Source organism: Spirillospora sp. NPDC047418 (assembly GCF_040643275.1).
In the GTDB taxonomy this organism is placed as follows: domain Bacteria; phylum Actinomycetota; class Actinomycetes; order Streptosporangiales; family Streptosporangiaceae; genus Spirillospora.
Genome location: NZ_JBEYTW010000009.1, coordinates 92,481 through 113,134, shown reverse-complemented (window position 1 = coordinate 113,134; position 20,654 = coordinate 92,481). Strand labels below are relative to the sequence as shown.

At 75.9% G+C, this 20,654-nt stretch carries 19 protein-coding genes; 5 read left to right on the top strand and 14 right to left on the bottom strand.

Annotated elements, in window-relative coordinates; all coding sequences use genetic code 11:
• The first annotated feature begins 24 nt into the window (after positions 1-24).
• Entirely contained in the window at positions 25-990 is a 966-nt protein-coding gene (locus ABZ806_RS08125) for a PEP-utilizing enzyme (protein WP_500216133.1), read from the top strand.
• Here ABZ806_RS08125 and ABZ806_RS08120 read toward each other — a convergent pair.
• The 10 genes from ABZ806_RS08120 to ABZ806_RS08075 all read right to left on the bottom strand — a co-directional run bounded on the left by ABZ806_RS08120 (position 971) and on the right by ABZ806_RS08075 (position 12,552).
• Positions 971-1,234, bottom strand: a complete 264-nt coding sequence (locus tag ABZ806_RS08120; protein WP_500216132.1) for an acyl carrier protein — start codon at positions 1,232-1,234, stop codon at positions 971-973. The two genes, ABZ806_RS08125 and ABZ806_RS08120, sit on opposite strands and share 20 nt — an antisense overlap.
• The gene (locus ABZ806_RS08115) at positions 1,209-2,720 is read right to left on the bottom strand and encodes a PEP-utilizing enzyme (protein ID WP_500216131.1); all 1,512 of its coding nucleotides are present in this window, start codon (positions 2,718-2,720) and stop codon (positions 1,209-1,211) included. The genes ABZ806_RS08120 and ABZ806_RS08115 overlap by 26 nt, the downstream gene beginning before the upstream one ends.
• Positions 2,717-3,676: an NAD-dependent epimerase/dehydratase family protein gene (locus ABZ806_RS08110; RefSeq protein ID WP_500216130.1), complete on the bottom strand. Its 960-nt coding sequence runs from the start codon at positions 3,674-3,676 to the stop codon at positions 2,717-2,719. The genes ABZ806_RS08115 and ABZ806_RS08110 overlap by 4 nt, the downstream gene beginning before the upstream one ends.
• Positions 3,673-4,821, bottom strand: coding sequence for an SDR family oxidoreductase (locus ABZ806_RS08105; RefSeq protein ID WP_500216129.1), 1,149 nt, complete (start codon positions 4,819-4,821; stop codon positions 3,673-3,675). The genes ABZ806_RS08110 and ABZ806_RS08105 overlap by 4 nt, the downstream gene beginning before the upstream one ends.
• Positions 4,818-5,996 carry an acyl-CoA dehydrogenase family protein gene (locus ABZ806_RS08100; RefSeq protein WP_500216128.1) on the bottom strand — a complete coding sequence of 393 codons (1,179 nt, stop codon included), beginning with the start codon at positions 5,994-5,996 and terminating at the stop codon, positions 4,818-4,820. Before ABZ806_RS08100 ends, ABZ806_RS08105 begins: the two co-directional genes overlap by 4 nt.
• Complete coding sequence (locus ABZ806_RS08095; RefSeq protein WP_500216127.1) at positions 5,993-7,663, bottom strand: AMP-binding protein; 1,671 nt, start codon at positions 7,661-7,663, stop codon at positions 5,993-5,995. The genes ABZ806_RS08100 and ABZ806_RS08095 overlap by 4 nt, the downstream gene beginning before the upstream one ends.
• The gene (locus ABZ806_RS08090) at positions 7,660-8,217 is read right to left on the bottom strand and encodes a hypothetical protein (RefSeq protein WP_500216126.1); all 558 of its coding nucleotides are present in this window, start codon (positions 8,215-8,217) and stop codon (positions 7,660-7,662) included. The genes ABZ806_RS08095 and ABZ806_RS08090 overlap by 4 nt, the downstream gene beginning before the upstream one ends.
• The gene (locus ABZ806_RS08085; RefSeq protein WP_500216125.1) at positions 8,214-10,262 is read right to left on the bottom strand and encodes a lycopene cyclase family protein; all 2,049 of its coding nucleotides are present in this window, start codon (positions 10,260-10,262) and stop codon (positions 8,214-8,216) included. Before ABZ806_RS08085 ends, ABZ806_RS08090 begins: the two co-directional genes overlap by 4 nt.
• Positions 10,263-10,288: 26 nt before the next feature.
• A complete protein-coding gene (locus tag ABZ806_RS08080) occupies positions 10,289-10,996 on the bottom strand; it encodes a hypothetical protein (protein ID WP_500216124.1) in 708 nt (235 codons plus the stop codon).
• Between the two features lie 62 nt (positions 10,997-11,058).
• Positions 11,059-12,552 carry a PKD domain-containing protein gene (locus ABZ806_RS08075; protein ID WP_500216123.1) on the bottom strand — a complete coding sequence of 498 codons (1,494 nt, stop codon included), beginning with the start codon at positions 12,550-12,552 and terminating at the stop codon, positions 11,059-11,061.
• Between the two features lie 287 nt (positions 12,553-12,839).
• Here ABZ806_RS08075 and ABZ806_RS08070 point away from each other — a divergent pair, with 287 nt between their 5' ends.
• From ABZ806_RS08070 to ABZ806_RS08055, 4 genes are read left to right on the top strand one after another with little or no spacing between them, the layout of a single operon-like run.
• Positions 12,840-13,478, top strand: a complete 639-nt coding sequence (locus ABZ806_RS08070) for a hypothetical protein (RefSeq protein WP_500216122.1) — start codon at positions 12,840-12,842, stop codon at positions 13,476-13,478.
• Between the two features lie 32 nt (positions 13,479-13,510).
• Complete coding sequence (locus tag ABZ806_RS08065) at positions 13,511-15,124, top strand: hypothetical protein (protein ID WP_500216121.1); 1,614 nt, start codon at positions 13,511-13,513, stop codon at positions 15,122-15,124.
• Positions 15,121-16,077 (top strand): polyprenyl synthetase family protein, encoded by a 957-nt coding sequence (locus ABZ806_RS08060; RefSeq protein WP_500216120.1) that lies wholly within the window; start codon positions 15,121-15,123, stop codon positions 16,075-16,077. Before ABZ806_RS08065 ends, ABZ806_RS08060 begins: the two co-directional genes overlap by 4 nt.
• On the top strand, positions 16,074-16,334 hold the full coding sequence (locus ABZ806_RS08055; protein WP_500216119.1) for a hypothetical protein: 261 nt from the start codon (positions 16,074-16,076) through the stop codon (positions 16,332-16,334). The genes ABZ806_RS08060 and ABZ806_RS08055 overlap by 4 nt, the downstream gene beginning before the upstream one ends.
• Positions 16,335-16,344: 10 nt before the next feature.
• Here ABZ806_RS08055 and ABZ806_RS08050 read toward each other — a convergent pair whose 3' ends face one another.
• From ABZ806_RS08050 to ABZ806_RS08035, 4 genes are all read right to left on the bottom strand, one after another.
• Complete coding sequence (locus ABZ806_RS08050) at positions 16,345-16,809, bottom strand: nitroreductase family deazaflavin-dependent oxidoreductase (protein ID WP_500216118.1); 465 nt, start codon at positions 16,807-16,809, stop codon at positions 16,345-16,347.
• A 194-nt stretch (positions 16,810-17,003) separates the two neighbouring features.
• The gene (locus ABZ806_RS08045) at positions 17,004-19,157 is read right to left on the bottom strand and encodes a xanthine dehydrogenase family protein molybdopterin-binding subunit (protein ID WP_500216117.1); all 2,154 of its coding nucleotides are present in this window, start codon (positions 19,155-19,157) and stop codon (positions 17,004-17,006) included.
• Complete coding sequence (locus ABZ806_RS08040) at positions 19,154-20,143, bottom strand: FAD binding domain-containing protein (RefSeq protein ID WP_500216116.1); 990 nt, start codon at positions 20,141-20,143, stop codon at positions 19,154-19,156. Before ABZ806_RS08040 ends, ABZ806_RS08045 begins: the two co-directional genes overlap by 4 nt.
• On the bottom strand, positions 20,140-20,646 hold the full coding sequence (locus ABZ806_RS08035; protein WP_500216115.1) for a (2Fe-2S)-binding protein: 507 nt from the start codon (positions 20,644-20,646) through the stop codon (positions 20,140-20,142). Before ABZ806_RS08035 ends, ABZ806_RS08040 begins: the two co-directional genes overlap by 4 nt.
• Between the last annotated feature and the right edge of the window lie 8 nt (positions 20,647-20,654).

The following is a 20,654-nucleotide window of genomic DNA, read 5'->3' as shown; positions in this document are numbered from 1 at the left end:
CAAGGAGGACGTATCGTCGCTTTTGTGAAGCCGATCATGCTCGGTGAGGTGGATCCCGAGGACGCGCGGACGGTGGTGGGCGGCAAGGCGCGGGGGCTCGCCGTGCTGCGGCGGCACGGTTTCCGAGTCCCCGCGACCTGGGTGGTCCCCGCCGGCCCGGCCGCGGCCGATCCGGACCTGAGCGGGCTCGCCGGGCCCGGCCTGTGGGCCGTCCGCAGCTCCGCCTCCGTCGAGGACGATCCGGTCCACTCCTTCGCCGGGCTGTTCCGCACCGAACTCGGGGTCGGCTTCGGCGGCCTCCCGGCGGCCATCGCCCGGGTCGCCCGGTCGGGGGCCGGTGCGCGCGTCCGGGCCTACCAGGCGAGGGCGGGCCTCGCCGTCCGGGACGTCGAGGTCGCGGTCGTGCTGCAGCGGTACGAGCCGCCGCGGGAGTCCGGGGTGTGGATCGGACGGGGCCTGGAGGCCGGCCGGCTGGAGTGGGCGTCCGGCGCCGCCGAGGAGTGGACGGCCGGGAGCGGAGCCGGGCCGGTCGGCCGTGCCTGCCTCGGTGTGCAGCGCGCGCTGGGGGCCGCGGCCGATCTGGAGTTCGCCGTGCTGGCCTCCGGTCTGGTCTGGGTGCAGTACAGACCGGTCACCCGGCCGGTGCCGGAGCCCGCCGCCGGCGGTGGCGGGCCGCTCACCGGCGTCCCGGCGGCTCCGGGCGTGGCCGAGGGGACGGTGGTGTGCGCGTCCGATCCGGGCGATCCGGCGTGGCGGCCCGGGTCGGTGCTGGTGATCGCGGGTAACGGCCCGGAGTGGGTGCCGCTCATGGCGGAGGCGGCCGCCGTGGTCACCACCGCCGGCGGGAGCCTCTGCCATGCCGCCATCGTCGCCCGCGAGCTCGGGGTGCCGTGCGTGACCGGCGTCGGGGACGCCCTCGTCCGGCTGCGCACCGGGATGCGCGCCGAGGTCGACGGCGCCCGCGGCGCGGTCAGCGTGACGGGCCGGTGAGCAGGACGAGCAGTGCGTACAGGTCGCCCACGGTCTCCACGTCGGCGATGGCGGGCGCGTCGATCAGCGCCGCGCCGTAGGTCTGCTCCAGGACGAGGAGCAGCTCCATCGCGTCGAGGGAGTCGATCCCGAGACCCCGCGCGATGTCGTCCTCCATGCGGATGGTGCGCCGGATCCGCTTGGCGGCCTCGTAGGCGTCCTCCAGGACGGTGAGGAACTCATCCCGTGAAGGTGGGCTCGGCATGGACCTCTCCCGTCGTGCCGTCGATGGTGATCATGTCGCCGGGGCGCAGGGCGGCGGCGCCGGGGTGGCCGACCACGGCCGGGACCCGGTGCTCCCGGGCCAGGATGGCGATGTGGGACATCGCGCTGCCGCGGCCGGTGACGACCCCGCCGACCAGGCCGAGCAGCGGGGCGACGTCGGCGTCCGCCGACTCGCAGACCAGGATGGCGGTGCGGTCGCCGGGGATGTCGTCGGCGGGCGGGCGCACCACCACGCCGGTCACGCGGCCGGGCGACACGCCGCTGCCCGCCGCCGGGGCGGCGGCCCGGCCGCGCCGCGCGCCGCCGCCGCTGCCGCCGGAGAAGTCGAGCCGTCCGGGCATCGGCTCGTCCACCGCCTCGGCGCAGGCCGCCGCCCGGTCCGCCGCGCGGCCGGCGAGACCGGGCGCGCGGTGCAGGCGGCGTAGCTCCTCGATGGTGAGGTAGGGCCAGTCCGCGTCGCCGAGCGGCCAGTGCCGGACCAGCTCCGGCAGGACGCGGCGGTGGACGTGCAGCACCCGCATGACCAGCGATTTCGAGTGCTCCCTCGAGGCCATCGTCTCCGCCATGACGCGGGCGAGGGCGGCGGCCAGGCGGCGGCGGCCCGGGCCCAGCATGCCGAGCGCGGCCTCGGCCGGGTCGACGAGGGGGCCGGCGTCCGGGCCTGCGGGCGCGGGTTCGGCGCGGCGCCGGGCACTGAACCGGGACCACGGCGCCCGGTCCTCGGCCACCTCGTAGAAGGACGTGCCGAGGAACCCGCCGGGCGCGAGATCGCCGGAGAAGGCGTGCAGCCGCTCCCACACCAGTTCCGCGGGGCGGTTCAGCCACGGCGTGACGGCCTCGGCGTGCGGGACGACCAGCCCGTTGACCCGCCGCTGCACGACGCCCAGCGGAACCAGCCCGGTGGTGGCGACGATGTGGGCGTCCCAGGCGTCGTCCAGGACGGGGGCGGCGCGCGTCAGGACCTCGACCAGGGCCGCCTCGCCGCCCAGCGACACGGCGGTGCGGGCGAGCAGCTCCAGGTCGGCGATCTCCTCCTCCAGCCGCCGCAGCGCGGGGCCGAGCCGGGTCAGCTCCCGGATCAGCCGGGGCAGCGCGGCCGCCTGGCGGAGGGCGCCCTCCCGCGCCCGGCCGGGCCGCGGCGGGCGGGTGCCCTCGAAGTAGGCGGCGGTGACGTCCTCCGGTGCGACCAGCGGCAGCCGGCCCGCCAGCCGCGTGTAGGCGGACAGGTTGTGGTACGGCTTGCACGCGAAGTAGCCGAGGAACACGTAGTGGCTGCCCTGCACCCAGGGGCGCTCCCCGAAGCAGCGGGCGGCGAGGCGCCGGGTGGCGCGCTCCATGGGCGTGCCGACCAGCGACCAGGACACCGGGGAGATCCGGTCCGGCGCGACCTCGCCGAAGTTCCCGGCGCTGTAGACGGGGAACGCCGGGTGCGGGTCGGTGTCGATCGGCGGGAAGTGAGCGGTCACGCGAAGACCTCCCGGCCCGTCGCCTCCAGGTATCCGGCCGGGCAGCGCGGCGGGCCGCCGGGGACGGCGTCCAGGACGGCCGGGTCCAGGTCGAACCACGGCTCGCAGTAGCCGAGCAGGGCCGGCGGCACGCCGGCACGGGACGCGAGCGCGCGCTGCAGGCGCCCCGCGGCGGTGCTGTCGACGATGCGCGGGACGCGTCCGAGGGGGCGGCACAGCGCCCGGAGCACGTCCGCCAGCGTCGGGCCGTCCGGGTCGAACCAGGTCCAGGTCCCTCCCGTGGCGGGCGCCTCGACCGCGCGGGCGACGACCTCCGCCGCGCCCGTCACCTCGCCCGGGTAGCACGGGAACTCCCCGCCCCCGCGCAGGTGGACGGGGTACCCCTGGAGCAGCGGGCGCACGGCGGCGAGCAGCCCGTGCCGGGCCGACAGGGTCCCCGGTGACACGGGGACGCCCAGCAGCGGGCCGAACCGCACGTTCGTGGACGGCACATCACGCGCCGCCCGCACGAGGCCCTCGGCGGCGTACTTCCCGTACTCGTACCAGTTGCGGAACGTCTGGCCGACGTACAGCTCGCGGTTCCCGGCCCGGCCGGAGGCCCGTCCGAGCGCGAGGAGGGACGACACGTGGACGAGGCCGGTGAACCGCTCGCAGCCGCGCGCCAGCGCGAGGACGTTGCGCACCCCGGCGGCGTGCAGGTCCAGGGCCTCGGCCGGCCCGGCGTCCCAGTCGACGCTGCCGAAGGCGGTCACGATGTGGGTCACCTCGGCCCTGACCTCGTCGAGGGCGTCTCCCGCCAGCGCGAGGGACGGCCGGGTGGCGTCGCCCCGCAGGGCGCGCCGCGCGGGCCCGCCGCCGGAGCGGCCGAGTCCGATCACCTCGTGCCCGGCCCACTCCAGGCGCGCGCACACCGCGCCGCCCAGGTAGCCGGAGGCGCCGACGACCAGGATCTTCATCCGGGGAACCTCGCCATCGAGCCGCCCGCGACCGGGCGGCCGGGGCCGCGCGGCGGCGCGCCGAACAGCAGCCCCGCGAGCAGGCCGGGATCGGCGGCGGGCAGCTCGCCGCCGAGCAGCGCCGCCAGCCGGGGGCGGGCGAAGACGCGGTCCAGCCCGACGTAGCGCAGCCCGATCAGCGCGTTGCGCGCCGCCGGCGCCATCGGCAGGAAGCGGTGGGCGTTCTGGCTGGTCCAGACGATCTGCCGGGCCGTCGCGGAGACGACCCGCGGGGGGCGGCGGAACCGCTCCGGGTCGGCGGTGAACGCCGCGTCGAGCAGGCCCCGCACGCTGGGGGCCGATTCGCCGAGGCCGAGATGGCAGATCAGCGGCCCGGCGTCCGGCGGGCCCGCGTCCGGCCGCCCCGGGTCCGGCGCGCCGGTGAGGCGGCGCGCCGCGCGCAGCAGCGTCCGCGCGGCCACGTCCCTGGGGAGCGCGTCCACGCGGGCGGCGGTCATGGCGGGCAGGATCCCGCCGGGCAGGTCGTCCCACCGGTCGGCGAGCATGTAAAGGGAGTTGCGGCGCAGCGTCCGTCCCGTCGCGGCGCTGCCGACCAGCGCGCACAGCCGCAGGACCAGCAGCGGCGCGTCCTCGGCCGCGAGTTCCGCCAGGCGCCGCTCCGCGAGCCACTTGGCCTGCTCGTAGACGGTCCGGTCGGCCCGGCGCGGGTAGGGCAGCTCGACGATCTCACCGATCGCGCCGCCCGCCGCGTAGGCCGACCCGGCGTACAGGTAGGGGACGCGGCGGCCCGACCGGGCGGCGAGCTCGCGCGCCAGCAGGTAGCCGTGCTCGGCGCCCAGCACGTGGGTGGTGTAGAGGTCGGCGGCGCGCCCGGCCCAGTTGGTCTCGCCGGCCAGGTTGACGACCGCGTCGGCCGCGCCGGCGAGCCGCCGCACCGCCTCGTCGTCGAGGCCCCAGCGGGGCGACCGGACGTCGCCGTGCACGGGCTCGCCCACCAGTGCCGGGTCGGGCGCCCGGAGCCGTCCCGTCCGGCGGCCCCGCTCCGGGACGCGCAGGAGCGGGACCATGGTGCAGCCCGCCTCCCCCATCGTCTCCAGCAGGCCGGCGCCGAGCTGGCCGGTGGCGCCCGCCACGAGCAGCCTCACGCGCCGCCTCCCACGGTGGCGTCGTAGGCGGCGAAGTCGGGGACGAGCCCGGCCGCCACCATCTCCCACATCATCTCGTCGGTCCCGCCGCCGACCCGGCCGATCCTGACGTCGCGCCACATCCGCGCCATGGGGGTCTCGTCCTCCAGGTATCCCATCCCGCCGAACAGGTGCATGCACTCGGTGACGGTCCGCTCGGCGAGCCGGACGGCGGTGACCTTCAGCGCGGCCGCCTCCCGCGCCCCGGCGCCGCCCGGCTGGAACGCGGTCGCGGCCGCGCCGTGCACGCCCGAGCGCAGCACGACCAGCTCGGCCTGGAGCTGCGCCAGCCGCAGCCGGAGCGCCTGGTGCTCGATCAGCGGGCGGCCGAACTGGCGGCGCCGGTGCAGGTGCGCGCAGGCCAGCCCGATCGCCAGCTCGCAGACGCCGGCGGCGTGCGCCGCGACGGCCATCCGCTCGTGGCTCAGCGCCCAGGTCGCGGCGGTCAGGCCGAGCCCGGGGCGGCCCAGCACCGCCTCGTCGGGCACCCACGCGTCGATCGCCGTCCACGTGGTCTCCAGCGACGCGGCGCCCAGCTTGGCCAGCCTCTTGATCTCGCGCAGGCCCTCGGCGGGGACCCGGACCAGGCTGAGCGCGGCGAGCCCCGAGCCGCCCGTCCGGCACAGGACCAGGGCGAAGTCGGCGGCGCGGCCGAGCGACAGGTACTTCTTCTCGCCGCGCACGCGCCAGCCCGCGCCGTCCCGGACGGCCGTGGTGCCGATGCCGTTGATGTCCGAGCCGCCGGCGGGCTCGGAGGCGCCGAAGCAGCCGACCAGGTCGCCGGCCAGGACGCCCTCCAGGGTGCCGGCGAGCAGGTCGGACCGGCCGTAGCGGGCGAGGGCCGCGGCCACGGTCTCCACGACGACGCCCACGCCGATGCCGACCCCGCCCGCCCGCGCCAGTTCCTCCGCCAGGATCGCGGCGCGGCCCGGATCGCCGCCGGGGAGCGGCGTCCAGCGCTCGCGGACGAGCCCGACACGGCCCAGCGCGGCCAGCGCGGCGCGGGGGAACTCGCCGGCCTCCTCCGCCGCCGCCGTCAGCGGCATGACCCCGTCCCGGACGGCGGCGCGCACGCGGTCCCGGAAGGCGTCCACGTGCGGGCCGCTGAGGCCGGCCGCGTAGAGCGGCCCGGTCACCGCCCGGCCCCCGCGGGCTCGGACGCCGGCAGCGGGCGTCCGTCGATCTCCCCGGCGAGCAGCCTCCGCCACATCGACCGGCGGCGCGGCTTGCCGCTGGAGGTCAGCTCGATCGCCCCGGCTCTGACCCGCACCACCCGTACGTCCGCGTCCGGGCCCACGAGCGGGGCGAGGCAGGCGGCGACGCCCTCCGCGGACGGCGCGGCGGTGAGCACGCACACCACGGGGCCGTCGTCCAGGTACCCGGCGAGCACCGCGGTCCGGTGCCGTGTCAGCAGGCCCTCCTCGGCGAGGGCCGCCTCCAGTTCCTCCACGTACACGTTGCGTCCCCGCACCTGGAGGCTGTCGCCGATGCGGCCCACGACGTAGAGCTCCCCGTCGAGCACGAAGCCGGCGTCGCCGGTGAACAGCACGCCGTCCTCGAACCGGGTGGCGGGGTCCTCCTGGGCGCTGGTGTGACCCTGCGCCACCGAGGGTCCGGCCACGGTGATCTCGCCGAGGCTCCCGTCCGGGACGCGGCGGCCCGCGTCGTCGGCGATCCGCACGGTGAGCCCGTCGAGCGGCGTCCCGCAGCCCACATGCCAGACGCCGGGGCCGGCGGGCACGCGCCGCGAGACCTCCGCCGAGCCGAGCAGCGGCAGCGGCTCCCCCGTCCGGAGGGGCCCCGGGGCGACCGCGACGGCCCGCGCGACGCGGCCCAGCGGCGCGCAGGTGACGCCGAGCGTCGCCTCCGCCAGCCCGTAGGCGGGGCGCAGCGCCGACGGCCGCAGGCCGCAGGGGTCCAGCAGGTCCAGGAACGCGGCGGCGGTGTCCAGGCGCACCCGCTCGGCGCCGGTGACGACCGCCTCGACCCCGGACAGGTCGAGCCCGCCGAGCTGCTCGGGCCGGACGCGCCGCACGAGGTACTCCAGGCCGAAGTTCGGCATCAGCATGACCATGCCGGGCCGGGCGTGGTGCTCGCGCAGCCAGCGCAGCGGCCGCTGGACGAACTGCTCGGGCCGCATCAGCGCGACCGGCTCGCCCCGGACGACCGGGGTGAGGAGCCCGAAGATGAGGCCCAGGTCGTGGTGCAGCGGCAGCCAGGACACGCCGGTTCCGGCGGCCCGGCCGGCCCAGCGCCGCCCGATCATCGCGATGTTGGCCTCGAGGTTGTCCCGGCTCACCCGGACGCCGCGGGCCTCGCCGCGCGACCCGGAGGTGAACTGCAGCAGGGCCGTCTCGGCCGGCGGCCACGATCCGGGCGGGGCATCGCGGGCGAGGGCGGGCGCGAGGACGGGGCACGCCGGCCCGGCGACGGAGGCCGCGGTCTCGACCAGGTCCCGGTCCGCGAGCACCAGGGTTGCACCGGACTCGGCGATCACGTGGGCGGCGTGCGCGCGCCACCGGCGGGCGGCGCCGAGGGCGGCGGGCGGCGCGAGCGGCACGGGGGTGCCGCCGGCGGCGAGCGTCCCGAAGAACGCGGCGGCGAACCCGGGCCCGGTCCGGCGCAGGATGACGACGACCTGCCCCGTGGTGAGCCCGCGGTCGCGCAGGTCGCGGGCGGTGGCGCGGACGTGCCCGGCGAGCGCCGCGTAGGACACGCTCTCCCACGTCCCGTCCTCGGTGAGGAAGCGCAGGCCGGTCGAGTCCGACGGCGCGCCGAGCCAGTCCAGGAGCCCGGCGGTCACGGCAGGTCCAGGGTGAGCCGCAGGTCGCGGTGCAGTTCCATCCAGACCTCGTGGTACGAATCGCAGAGGACGCCCGTGAGCGCCGTGGAGCCGCCCGCCTCGAAGCGGTCGCGCGCGGCGGTGAGGCGGCTCGCGTACCCGGCGTACCGCCTCGCGGCGCCGGCCATGTCCGCCGCCAGCGCGAGCAGGTCCCGGTGCAGGTCCGCCAGTTCCGCCCGGACGTCCGCCTCGGCGGCCTCGTGCCGCTGCCAGCGGGTGCACAGCTCCTTGACGCGGTGGTCGAGCGGGACGAACCGGTCGTGGCAGGCGCGCAGCACCCCGGCGGCGTCCGGGGCGAGGTCCGCGCGCACCTCCGCCGCGTGCCGAGACCGGCCCGGTTCGGTGACCCGCCACACCTCGCGGGCCGCCACGAAGACCGCGGCGCCGGCGGAGGCGAGGTCCCGCGCCGCGGGCAGGACGGCGGTCTCGGGCCGCCCGGTCATCAGGCTCAGGTGCGCCGTGCCGGCCATGCCCTTCACGCACAGGGCGTGCAGCACCTCGGACGCGGCCGTCACGGCCGCGCCCCGACCGCCGCGGGCACGTCTGGCGCGGGCCGACCCGAGGCGGGCGGGTCCAGGGCGGGTGCGGCCATTGCTTCGGCGAAGCCGCGCAGGATCCGCGCGGGCATCTCCTCCGCGACCTCGGCCGCGGCCTTGCGCGCGAGGTCCAGTTCCTCCCGGCAGGCGGCGACCGCGACCGCGAGGGCCTCGTCCCGCAGCCGCGGATCGGCGGCGACGCGGCCGGCGGTGAGATCGGGCGCGCCGAGGAGGCCGGGCAGGGCCGAGACCCTGCCGTCGAGCATGGCCTCCAGGGAGGTGTCCAGGCGGGTGCGCAGGCCGCGCACGGCCAGGACGTCCTCGGCGTGCACGAAGACCCGGCCGCAGTGCCGCCCGAACTCGCGGAGCGGGGCGACGGTAGCGGAGGGGGCGTCCGCCAGCAGCGCGCCGGCCCGCAGCGGGTACTCGAACATCGCGGCGAACACGTCGGTCGCCGAGGTGCCCGGGGCCCCGTCCAGGTACCGGGCCCGCAGCACCGTCAGCTCCGCGAGCCAGTCCGAGAACGACCACGACAGCTCGGGCGCGTGCTCGGCGACCAGCGTGCACGCCCGGGCGAGCAGGAAGTCCCCGGCGAGGACGGTGGTGGCCGACGCCCAGTCGACGCCGCGGCCGCCGGGCGGCGCGGGCGCCGCCGGACCGAGGAAGGCCAGCCCGCCGAGCGAGGCCAGCTCGATCGCCGAGCCGGTAGGGGCGTGCCCGATGTCGGGGAACCCGCCGGTGCTCATGAGGCCGGCGCACAGCAGCGCCGCCGGCCGCAGCCGGCGGTGGGTGGGGCCGGCCCCGGTGATGAGCATCCGCGCGATGAACGGCCACTCGCCCCGGACCGCCGCGACCGACACCTCGTCGCAGCCCGCGAGGAACGGCCGGAGCACCAGCGACTCGCGGGGGCCCGGGTCGAGGGGCTCGGCGGCGGTCACGCCCGCGATGCCCTCGGGCAGCAGCACGGCCCGGCGGCCCTTGCCGAAGAACGGGTGGTCGCTCCCGGCGGTCGCGGCGAGCACCCGCCAGGCGAGGTGGTAGCGGCGGGCCGCGTGCCGGGCGGTCTCGAAGTAGCCGACGAACGCCCGGGTCAGCGCCCTGCCGTAGGAGCGCGCCGCCGCCTCGGGGTCGTCCGGGTGGTCGGCGATGGACTCGGCGGCGAGCAGGCCGCTCTGCACCGCGTAGCTGAGCCCCTCGCCGGTGAACGGGTTGACGAGGCCGGCGGCGTCGCCGACGACCAGGCGGCCGTCGTCCACCGCGTGCTCGGGGGCGAAGCCGCTGTCGACCGGGCCCCACGACAGCGGGCCGTCCGGGCGGGCCCCGGCGAACCGGGGGTCGGCCTCGGCGAGCCCGGCGACCGCCCCGGCCATCAGGGACGCGGCGTCCGGGCCGCCGCCGGTGGCGCCGATCGTGAACCCGCCGCCGGTGCCGGGCAGCACCCAGGCGCAGGACGGCTGGGCCTTGGGGTCGTTGCCGGCGGGCGTGACCAGCTGGAGGACGATCCGCCCGCCCGGTGCGGCGCCGGTGAAGCGCTGCGCGCACTGCAGCCGCGCCCCTTCGACGCCGGACGCGCCGCCCGGCGCCGGGCCGGTGGCGAGGACGACGTGGCGGGCGGTGACGACCGTCCCGTCGGCGAGCACCGCGCGGTGGCCGCCGTCCGCGCGGCGCAGGTCCGCCACCCGCCCGGCCAGCGGCACGGCGCCCGCCTCGGCCGCGGCGCGGTGCAGCGCGGCCAGCAGCCGGGCGCGGTCGCACACGGCCATCCCGGCGTCGTCGATCACGCGCCGGGTGCGGGCGCCGAACCACAGGTCGAGATCCCCGGCCGGACGCGGGAACGCCTCGTCCCAGCCGCCGAGCGCCGTCAGCGCGTAACGGGCCGGGCCGCTGACGAGCACGTCGTGGACCGTTCCCCCGGAAGGGTCGTCCACCAGCAGCGTCCGCAGGCCCCGGCGCGCGAGGGCGACGGCGGCGGCGGTCCCGGCGGGGCCGCCGCCGGCGACGAGCACATCGACCGGCTCGGTCACAGGCATCTCCAGTGTGTCGGCGACCGTCATCGGTCGGTGAACAGGACGTAGAGCGACGCGCCCAGGGCCGGCGGCCCGGCGACGGCGTACAGCAGCCAGGGCGCGAGGGTCTGCGTGTCGACGACGGTGACGAGCGCCGCCAGCACGAACGGCGCGGTGAGCGCGGCGCCCACCTTGTGGCCGGTGATGAGCAGCAGCACCGGCGCCGCGGCCAGAGCCGCGCCCGCCAAGCCCGCCACCAGGCGCGCGGACGCCTGCCGGTGTGCCTCCTCCTCGCTGAACGAGCTCATGAAGGGCACGGCGTCCGACACGGCGGCCAGCAGGATGCTCCCGGCCACGAGGACCACGGCGAACACCAGGACCGCGAGGAGCGTGACCGGTGTCCTCGGCACCAGGACGGTGCGCAGCGCCATCGCCGCGGCCACCGGCACCGTGATCAGGCACGGCAGGAAGGCCGCGGTGTCCCGGGCGACGCCCGGCGCGATCAGCAGCGCGGGGACGAGTGCGGTGACCAGCACGGCGAGGGCGGGGCCTCGCTCCCCGGCGAGGGCGAACAGCAGCGCGCCGGCGGCCGCCCCGGCGGCGGCCAGGTAGACGACCACCCGGTCGTGCTGGAGCGGCCGCGACGCGACGCGGGCTGGCTGGCCGGCCCAGTCGTACGCGCCCTTGAGCACCAGCAGCCCCGCGACGGCCACCAGCACGCAGGCGGGCACCGTCAGCATCGCCGTCCTCACCCGCACGTCCTCACCCGCACGTCCTCACCCGCACGTCCACGCCCGGGATCCGCGCCTTGGGGTCATTCGCCGACCGTGACGGGCGCGGCCGCGTCGAACCCCAGCTGGCCGTCGTCGCCGGTGACCGCGAGGCTGGCGACGTAGGTGCCCGGCTCGGTGTAGGTGTGGGTGACCTTCGCGCCCGTGGCGAGCGTCCCGTCGGCGAACTCCCACAGGTAGCGCTTCACCTCGCCGCCGCCCGAGCCGGTCGAGCCGGACGCGTCCAGGACGACCGTGCCGGGGCCGGTCCGCTTCATGGTCACCTTCGCGACCGGCGGGCTCTCGGGCCGCGCGAGTTCGGTCGTGGTGACGCGGACCTTCACCGGGCGGTCACCGCCGGTCAGCTCCACCTTCCAGCCGCCCGCCGCCGCGCCGGGCACGTACACGCTGTCGTAGACCGCCCGCCTGGTGCTGTTGCGGCGGTGCCGGGCGCGGGGCGCCTGCGCGCCGTCCGGCGCCAGCACCCGCACCGTGACGTCCCCCTCCGCCCAGGTCACGCCGAACCCGGCGCCGAGCCCGCCGCCCCGCAGCGTGACCGGCACCTGGACCTTCTGCCCCGGCTGGACGGTGACGTCAGCCGCCTGCCGGGTCACGCCGGCATCGCCCGCCACCCGCGGCGCGGCGGCCGGCCGCAGGAACGCCTCCTTGATGATGCAGGCGGTGTTGGCGTAGCCGGCCCTGGTCGGATGGAACGAATCGTTCTTGTGCCTGGGCACGATCCCGTTGAGGAACCGCTCCTGGCCCTTGGGCGGGCAGATCTCGTGGTCGTCGCTGGAGTGGTAGAGGTCGACCGGGACCGCCCCGGCGACGGTGGCCGAGGTGACGAGGTAGTTGTCGAGGCGCTGCACCCACTGGTTCATCCACAGCTGGTCGGTGACCCGGATCATCTGGCAGCGCTTCACCGGGAACGGCACGCTCGAGGTGCCGTCGGACCCGCCCTCGTCGGGGAAGAACTTCGGATAGGTCGGCACGAAGATCTTCGCCTGGGGGGCGCGCTCGCGGATCTGCGCGAAGACCGCCTGCAGCAGGTTGGCGTTCTGCGCGGTGCCCTCGTCGAGCCTGGCGAAGGCCTCCTGGAGCCCGGGGTCCTGGGAGGCTTCGCAGGTCTTGAGCGCCGAGAGCTTGATGCACGCCTGGACGGTGTCGGCGAACCCCATGTCGTTGCCGGAGACCCCGAGGGTCACGTGCGAGACGTCGTCGCCGAGGGTGGCGAGCTGGGACGCCTCACCCGACTTGCCGTCGCGGACGTCCGCGATGGTGGCGCCGCTGCACGCGACGAAGGAGAGGTTGCCGCCGAGCACGCCGTCCTTCGCGAGCAGCGGCGCGTACGCCCACGGCGACCGGCTGCAGTCGCCGCTGGCGGAGAGGTAGTCGCCGGCGCCGACCCCGGCCTGGTAGGAGTCGCCCATCGCCACCCAGCGGGCGGGCGCCGCGGCGGGCGCCGCCGGCGCCACCGCCGACGATGCCGCGAAGGCGGCGACGCAGGTTCCCGCGATGAAAAGGCCGCGCTGCCGCATGCACATCCCCCAGCCAGGAGCAGAGCGCCCGCATCAGGTGTGTGCGGACGCCCCGGACGCAATTGCCATGATCGGAACATTTGACGATCTTGCTGTCAACGGCCGGCGGCGCGCTTGACATTTACTGCCATCGCCGCGGAATTCCCTTGGCGAATGTCGCCAAGTGGACCCCTGTTCGCGGCGCTCGCGGCCGAATTCGGCCAACATTCCCCCGTTTAGCGATCTCCGGGTTAGCGTGCGCCTGATGATCGACTCGGTCTCCCGCCCGGTTACGAAACGGTGGTCAGATGGACTCCGCTGCGCACACCGAACCGCCTGATCGCGACGCCCCGTCCACCCCGGTGACCCGCCGCCGCTTCCTCGGCCGGACGGCGATCGCCGGCACGGTGGCGGTCGCCGCCGGGTCGACGCTGGCCGGGTCCGACTCCGTCCCGTCCGGGTCGGTGGCCGCCGCGAGCACGCCGGACGCCGCCGCCGCGCCCGCGCCGCCCGCGGCCCCGCTCGACCGGCGGCGCGAGATGCTGCTGCAGGCCGCGCGGGCCGGGGCGGTCTACCCGATCGAGTTCCGCGGTTTCGGCGAGTCCGCCCGCGGGAGGGCCCGCGTCAGCGCGGCCCGCCTCCTGGCGGCCGAGCGGCGGCTCGCCCCCGAGCGCCTCGGCCGGGCGCGGGCGGGCGCCGACGCGCTGATCGCCCAGGGCCTGTTCGGCGTGCCGCAGGGCCGGCTGCTGGCCGGCATCGGACGGCACGCGGCGCAGGCCGGCGAGGCGGCCCGGCGGGACCTGCGGGCGTTCGTGGCGCTCGGCGTGGCGACACTGTCGCCCCACTTCGACCCGGCCGACGACGCCATGGCGGAGATCTGGCTCGGGGGGCTCGGCCTGGAGCACCGGCTCGGCCGGCAGCCGCAGCCCCTACCGCCCCGGAACTGACCGGCGCGACCCGGAACCGACGACGGAGGACCATGGAACTCTGCGCGGACGACCACGGCAGACTGGAACGGGCCAAGCAGCAGATCTACGACGATTACGGCGCCGACCCGAACGTCACCGGGGTCGGCATCGGCTTCCGCCGCAGCGCCGGCGCGTGGACCGGCCGGCCGGCGGTCGTCGTGCTGGTCGCCAAGAAGCGCCGCGAGGCCCTGGTGTCGCGCCGCCGCCTGCTGCCGCGCACCGTCGAGGTCGACGGCACGACCTACGAGGTCGACGTGGAGCAGGCCGGGCCGTTCTCGTCCGGGGCGCGGACGGCCCTCGCGCCGGCGCGGGCGCCCCTCGCGCCGGCCGGGGTGTCGGATCCGATCACGGGCCGGATGCGCCCGCCGCGGCAGGGCGCCAGCATCTCCAACCCCGTCGACGGCACGACGGCCGGCACGCTCGGCCTCTTCGTGATCGACAACACCGACGACACCGTCTGCCTGCTGACCTGCAACCACGTGATCGCGCGCATGGGGCGCGGCAAGGTCGGCGAGCCGATCGTCCAGCCCGGCACCTACGACGGCGGCACGTCGGCGGACGCGATCGCCAAGCTGAAGCGCTGGGCGCCGATCAGCCCGTCGGGCACGCGGGTCGACGGCGCGATCGCGCAGCTGACCGACCAGAGCGCCTACACCCTGGACGTCGCCAAGGAGCTCATGGCGCCCATCTCGGCGACCCATCCGGTGGTCGGCATGGCCGCGGCCGGCGACTCCTTCGGCGGCAACCTGCTGACCCGGATGGACGCGACGCTGGAGGCCCTCAACGTGCGCCTCCCGCTCGGCCAGCGGGCGGCGGTGTCGGAGTCCGGCCTGCCCTGCGCGGGCCCGGTGCTGGGGCTCGCCGACCCCCAGCCGGGGATGAAGATCGAGAAGGTGGGGCGGACGACCGGCTACAGCTCCAGCGAGATCGTCGCGATCGGCGTGCGGGCGGTCGTCACGACGCCGATCGGGGACATCCCCTACAACGACATGATCTACACCGAGTTCCTCATCGCGGCCGGCGACTCCGGGTCGGTCGTCTTCGCGGGCGGCGACGGCGACACCCAGGTGATCCCGGAGGGCCAGCAGGAATGCGTGATGCTGCCGGTGCTGAGCGACTACTACCGGCTGCCGCTGGTCGAGGACAATCCGATCGCCGACAAAGTGCGCGATGACTTCTTCATGCAGAGCATGGTCGGAAGGCTGCTGGTCGAACTCACCTATGTGAACTCCGAGACGCTCATCAACCGGCTCAAGGATCGGCAGCCGCAATCGTCCGAAGTGACGTACGCGAAACAGTATTATAACAAATATCACGACTTCATGGAGGGCGTGCTCAACAATCCCGATTCCACGGAGGTCGTCACCCAGGAGAACCTCGACGATGCCCAGTTCGTCATCAGCGGCCTCGCGCAGAGCGGCGTCCTGACGGGGCCCGAGACGCAGCTCGCCTTCACGCTGTACCAGGAGTCGCTCGTGCCCACGCTCGGGATGAACAGGCGGGAGGCGCTGGCGTACATGCGCAATCCCGCCGTCTACAGCCAGGTCTACGAGGCCGTCGAAGGGACCGCCGGCATCGAGTTGAGCGCGCCCTTCAAGCAGATGCCGCCGGAGCCGACCTCGTGACCGCCGTCCAGGGCCCGGCCCCCGGTGCGGAGACGGACTACCCCTCCCGGGTCCTGGCGCACGTCGACGCGCTGGCCGCGGGCCTCGGCCCGTCCCTGCAGGGCCCGGTGGCGGCGCTGGCGGCCAACCCCGGCAAGAGCCTGCGCTCAGGACTGCTCGCGGCCTGCGTCGGCGACGCGCCGGTGGACCCGTCCCGGCTGGTCAGGCTGGGCGCGCTGGTGGAGCTCGTCCATCTGGCGTCGCTGATCCACGACGACGTGGTCGACCGGGCGGCGCTGCGGCGCGGGCAGCCGACCGCGCACACCCTCGTCGGCCCCGAGCGGGCGTCCCTCGCGGGACTGGCCGCCTTCGCCCTGGCCGGAACCGAGTCGGCCGAGCTCGGCGCCGGAGTCGACATGCTGGTCAGCCGCACGCTGAGCGAGCTCGCCCACGGCCAGCTGCTGGACATCGAGCGGACCTTCGACACCAACTACGCGCTCCAGGACTACCTGGAGCTGACCGAGCGCAAGACCGGCGTCCTGTTCCAGATGACCTGCCTGCTGGGCGCCGCGGAGGCCGCCCGCCCCGAACCGGAGGTCGCGGCGCTGACGCTGTTCGGCCGCGAGTTCGGGATCGCCTTCCAGGTGCTGGACGACTGCCTCGACCTCGCCCCGGGTGCGGTCGACAAGTCCGTCGGCACCGACCACATGCTGGGCCTCTTCGGCGCGCCCACGCTGGCCGCGCTCGCCGCCGACGAGTCCGGCGCGCTGGCCGCGCTCCTGCTGTCGCCGGATTTCACCGCCGGCGACCTGCCGGACGTGCGCGCGCTCGTCCAGTCGTCCGGCGGCCTGGACCAGGCGATGGAGCTGGCCCGCGAGCACCTCGACCGTGCACGGGCCGCCCTGGACGACGTCGCCGAGGACGCGCGGACGGCGATCCTCGCCATCCTGGCGAAGGTCGAATCCCGCCTGTGACGGTCACCGCCCGCACGTCCCGCCCCAGGTTCCGCTCCAGCGTCGCGAGCGCCGCGGCCGGGTCGCACCGTCGCGGGCTTGGATGGAGAGCCTCGATCGCGGCGTTCGGCGAGGTCATGGGCGAGATGTCCGGGCTCCTGGCGGCCGGAGTGCTCGGCCCCGGCCGGCCCACGCGCTATGGGCTGGCCGGGGGCCCGGAGGTGCTCGCGGAACTGGAGGCACGGGCCACCGTGGGCAAGCTCGCGCTCCTCCCCTGACGTCCGGCGGTCACCGGCGGGTCAGCCGAACCACCGGGTACTGCCGCTCGGACTTGCTCTGGTACTTGGCGATGCGGGGCTGCGCTTCGGCGATGCGCTGCCACGCCTGCTCGCGGTCGGCGCCGTCCAGCCGGTGCGGCGTCACCGGCACGGCCTCCTCGCCGGGCAGCTCGATCGTCGCCCGGTCGGGGTGGGCCACCAGGTTGTCGAACCAGTCCGGGTTGCGGGTGCCGCCGCCCGACGCGACGATCAGCCGCGAGCCGCCCTCGTCGGGGAACCACGCCACGGGCGTCTCGCGCGCCTGCCCGCTCCGGCTGCCCACCGTGTTGAGGATCAGCACGTCCATGCCCATGAACGTGCCGCGCCCCTTGCGGACCTTGCGGTTCATGCGGGCGTTCATCCGGTGCTGCATCCACCGCGAGAACGCCCCCGGCGTCCCGGGCCTGCGCCCGCCCGCCTGCTTGCTCTCTGCCATCGAACTACCTCCCGACCTTCCCGTTGCCCTCAGCGGGCCTCGTTGACGCGAACCGGGACGCCCGCGAGATCACGTGGCGTTCATGCCGACGACCCTAGGCGCGCCCCGCCGACCACCGCTTCTCGATTCCTGACCGTTCGGCCACCTCTCTCAGGTCGCCGGCCGCTGAACGCCGGCATCGGGACGCGATGCGGTCACGCGTCCCAGGGCAGGAGCTTGTCCAGGGTGATGGGCAGGTCGCGGATGCGGACGCCCGTGGCGTGGTGGACCGCGTTGGCGATGGCGGCGGCCACGCCGACGACGCAGACCTCGCCGAGCCCCTTCGTGCCCAGCGGGTTGGTGTACGGGTCGACCGCGTCGATCCAGTGGGCCTCGATGGAGCCGACGTCGGCGTTCGCGGCGACGTGGTAGCCGGCCAGGTCGTGGTTGACGACCTGGCCGATGCGGTCGTCGACCACGCCGGCCTCGTGCAGGGTCATCGAGATGCCCTGGGTCATGCCGCCGATGAGCTGTGACCTGGCCGTCTTGGGGTTCACGATGTGGCCCGCGTCGAACACGCCGACCAGGCGCGGGACGCGCACGGTCCCGGTCTCCTCGTGGACCCGCACCTCCGCGTAGTGGGCCGCGAACGAGTACATCTCGTACCGTGACGCGTACGGGTCGGCGGGCGCCTGGACCGTGATGTCGAGGCCGTCGGCCGGGATCGTCTCGCCGTGTTCGTCGCGGACGAGGCGTTGCAGCTCTCGTGCCGCCGCGACGACGGACGCGCCCCACCTGCTGATCCCCGAGGAGAAGCCGGCGGCCGACGCCGGCGGGAGGTCGGTGTCGCCAATCCGCAGCGTCACCGCGTCGACGCCGGCGCCGAGCGCGTCGGCGGCGATCTGGGTGAGGGCCGTCCAGGTGCCGGTGCCGAGGTCGGCGGCCGCGATCGACACGGTGTAGCGGCCGCCGGGAGCGGCCTCGATCCGGGTGGCGTTGCCCGGCAGCCGCGGCGCCGCGTGCACCCCTGCGGCCACCCCCGTCCCGACGAGCCAGCCGTCCTCGCGGCGGGAGCGCGGCACCGGGTCGCGGCGGTCCCAGTCCATGATCCGGGCGCCCTCGCGCAGGCACTCCACGACGTGCCTGCTGGAGAACGGCAGGCCCGACTCGGGGTGGACGTCCGGCTCGTTGCGGATCCGGAACTCGACCGGGTCCATGCCGAGCGCGATCGCCATCTCGTCCATCGCCGACTCCAGGGCGAACATGCCCTGGGTCTCGCCGGGGCCGCGCATGATGGTCGGCACGGACACGTCGAGCGGCAGCAGCCGGTGCGTGGTGCGCCGGTGCGGCGCGGCCCACATCGTGCGCGAGGAGACGGCGATCTGCTCCGCGTACTTCTTGGCGCGGGCCGTCTGCTGCACCGAGTCGTGGGCGATCGCGGTGAGGCGTCCGTCCCGGTCGGCCCCCAGGCGCAGGCGGTGGATGCACGGGGCCCGGTAGCCGGTCATGAAGAACATCTGCTGCCGGGTCAGCGCGAGCTTCACCGGACGGTCCACGACCTTCGCCGCCATCGCGGCCAGGACGGCGTACCACTGCGCGAACGTCTTCGAACCGAAAGCGCCGCCGACGTGCGGGGAGATGAGCCGGACGTGCCCGGGCGGCAGCCCGAGCGTCGCGGCGATCAGACCGCGCGCGTCGGTCACGCCCTGCGAGGAGCAGTGGATCGTGACGGCGTCCTCGCCCGTCCATAGGGCGATCGCGGCGTGCGGTTCCATCGCGCACTGGAACTCGTGCGGCATCGTGTAGGTCGCGTCGACGGTGACCGGTGCCTCGGCCAGCGCGGTCTCGACGTCGCCCACCGCCGTGTCGGCGTGCGGCATGCCGTTGTTCAGCTCGCCCTCGGTGGTGCCGAAGATCCCCACGTGGGAGCCCGGCCGCTCCAGCGCGTCCGCGTCGTCGCGCATCGCGGTGTCGTGCGGGAGCCGCTCGTAGTCGACGCGGACGAGACCCGCGGCATGCCGGGCGATCTCGATGGTCTCCGCGACGACGGCCGCGACGACCTGGTTGCGCCACCGCACCTCGGCGGACTGCAGGACCACGAGTTCCGGGTCGTCGCCGGAGAGCCGCGGCGCGTTCGCGTGGGTGAGCACCGCGAGGACGCCCGGCTCGGCCAGCGCCGCGGCGCCGTCCACCGCGGTGACGCGCCCCCGCGCGACCGAGGACGTCACGAGGGCCAGGTAGGCCGGGTCGTCCACCTCCTGCTCGAACGCGTACCCGGCCTCGCCCCGGACCTTGAGCGGGCCGTCCAGGCGGTCCATGGGAGTCCCGACCGCGGCGGTTCGCGTCGTGGTGGTTCGCATGGCGGTCATCGCTGCTCCTCGGCCAGGTCGGTCAGCATGCCGGCGACGACGTTGCGGGCCAGCGGCACCTTGAAGCCGTTGCCCGGCAGGGGCCTGGCGGCGGCGAGTTCGGCCTCGGCCGCCGCCCGGAAGGACGCCGCGGTGGCGGGCGACCCGCGCAGCGCCTCCTCGGCCGTCCGCGCCCGCCACGGCTTGTGCGCGACGCCGCCGAGGCCGATGCGCACCTCGCGCACCGTGCCGCCCGCCACCTCCAGGGCGACGGCGGCGGACACGAGCGCGAAGGCGTAGGAGGCGCGGTCGCGGATCTTGCGGTACCGGGACCGGGCCCCGCCCGGCAGGGGCGGGACGTCGATCGCAGTGATCAGCTCGCCGTGCCCGAGCACGGTGTCGCGCTCCGGTTCGTCCCCGGGCAGGCGGTGGAACTCGCCGAACGGGACGGTCCGCGCACCGTCCGGCCCCTGGACGCGCACGACGGCGTCCAGCGCGGTGAGCGCCGTCCCCATGTCCGAGGGGTGCGTCGCGACACACTCCGCCGACGCGCCGAGGACGGCGTGGTCCCGGTTGTGGCCCCCGATCGCCGAGCAGCCGGACCCGGGCTCGCGCTTGTTGCAGGGCGTCGTCACGTCCTGGAAGTACGGGCAGCGGGTGCGCTGCAGGAGGTTGCCGCCGCATGTCGCCATGTTGCGGAGCTGCCCGGACGCGCCCGCGAGCACGGCCTGCGCCAGCAGGGGGTAGCGGCGGCGGACGCGGGGGTCGGCGGCGAGATGGCTGTTGGACACGGCCGCGCCGATCCGCAGGCCCCCGCCGGGCAATTCGTCGATCGTGCCGGACGTGAGCCGCCGCACGTCGACCAGGACGTCGTGGCGCGCCACTTCGAGCTTCATCAGATCGACCAGGTTGGTGCCGCCGCCCAGGTAGGCGCCGCCCGGTTCCCGGGACAGCAGGTCGACGGCCGCGGCCGCGTCGTCCGGCCGCTCGTAGCGGAACGGGATCACCGCGCCACCTGCTTGATCGCGGGCCGGATGTTGGCGTAGGCGGCGCAGCGGCACAGGTTGCCGCTCATCCGCTCGGCGATCTCCTCGTCGTCGAGGGTCACCGTGCCGCCTGCGACGTCCCCGGTCACGGCGCTCGGCCACCCGGCGTCCACTTCGGCGAGCATGCCCACCGCGGACACGATCTGCCCCGGGGTGCAGTAGCCGCACTGGAACGCGTCGTGCTCGACGAACGCGCTCTGCAGCGGGTGCGGCCCGTCCCCGTCGGCCAGCCCGGCCGCCGTCACGACGTCCGCGCCCTGGTGGGCGACCGCCAGCGCGAGGCAGCTCAGCGCCCGCTCGCCGTCGAGCAGGACCGTGCAGGAGCCGCACTGCCCGTGGTCGCAGCCCTTCTTCGGGCTGGTGTTGCGCAGCCGCTCGCGCAGGGCGTCCAGCAGGGTGGTGCGGGTGTCCACCGTGAGCCGGTGCTCCACACCGTCCACCCGGAGCGTGATGTCCACGTCCACGATGCCGT

What these genes read in the sequence shown, in the direction of transcription:
- ABZ806_RS08110 (WP_500216130.1), bottom strand. Translation starts at nt 3,676, where the DNA reads ATGAAGATCCTGGTCGTCGGCGCCTCCGGCTACCTGGGCGGCGCGGTG.
- ABZ806_RS08075 (WP_500216123.1), bottom strand. Translation starts at nt 12,552, where the DNA reads ATGCGGCAGCGCGGCCTTTTCATCGCGGGAACCTGCGTCGCCGCCTTC.
- ABZ806_RS08045 (WP_500216117.1), bottom strand. Translation starts at nt 19,157, where the DNA reads ATGACCGCCATGCGAACCACCACGACGCGAACCGCCGCGGTCGGGACT.
- ABZ806_RS08070 (WP_500216122.1), top strand. Translation starts at nt 12,840, where the DNA reads ATGGACTCCGCTGCGCACACCGAACCGCCTGATCGCGACGCCCCGTCC.
- ABZ806_RS08120 (WP_500216132.1), bottom strand. Translation starts at nt 1,234, where the DNA reads ATGCCGAGCCCACCTTCACGGGATGAGTTCCTCACCGTCCTGGAGGAC.
- ABZ806_RS08050 (WP_500216118.1), bottom strand. Translation starts at nt 16,809, where the DNA reads ATGGCAGAGAGCAAGCAGGCGGGCGGGCGCAGGCCCGGGACGCCGGGG.
- ABZ806_RS08065 (WP_500216121.1), top strand. Translation starts at nt 13,511, where the DNA reads ATGGAACTCTGCGCGGACGACCACGGCAGACTGGAACGGGCCAAGCAG.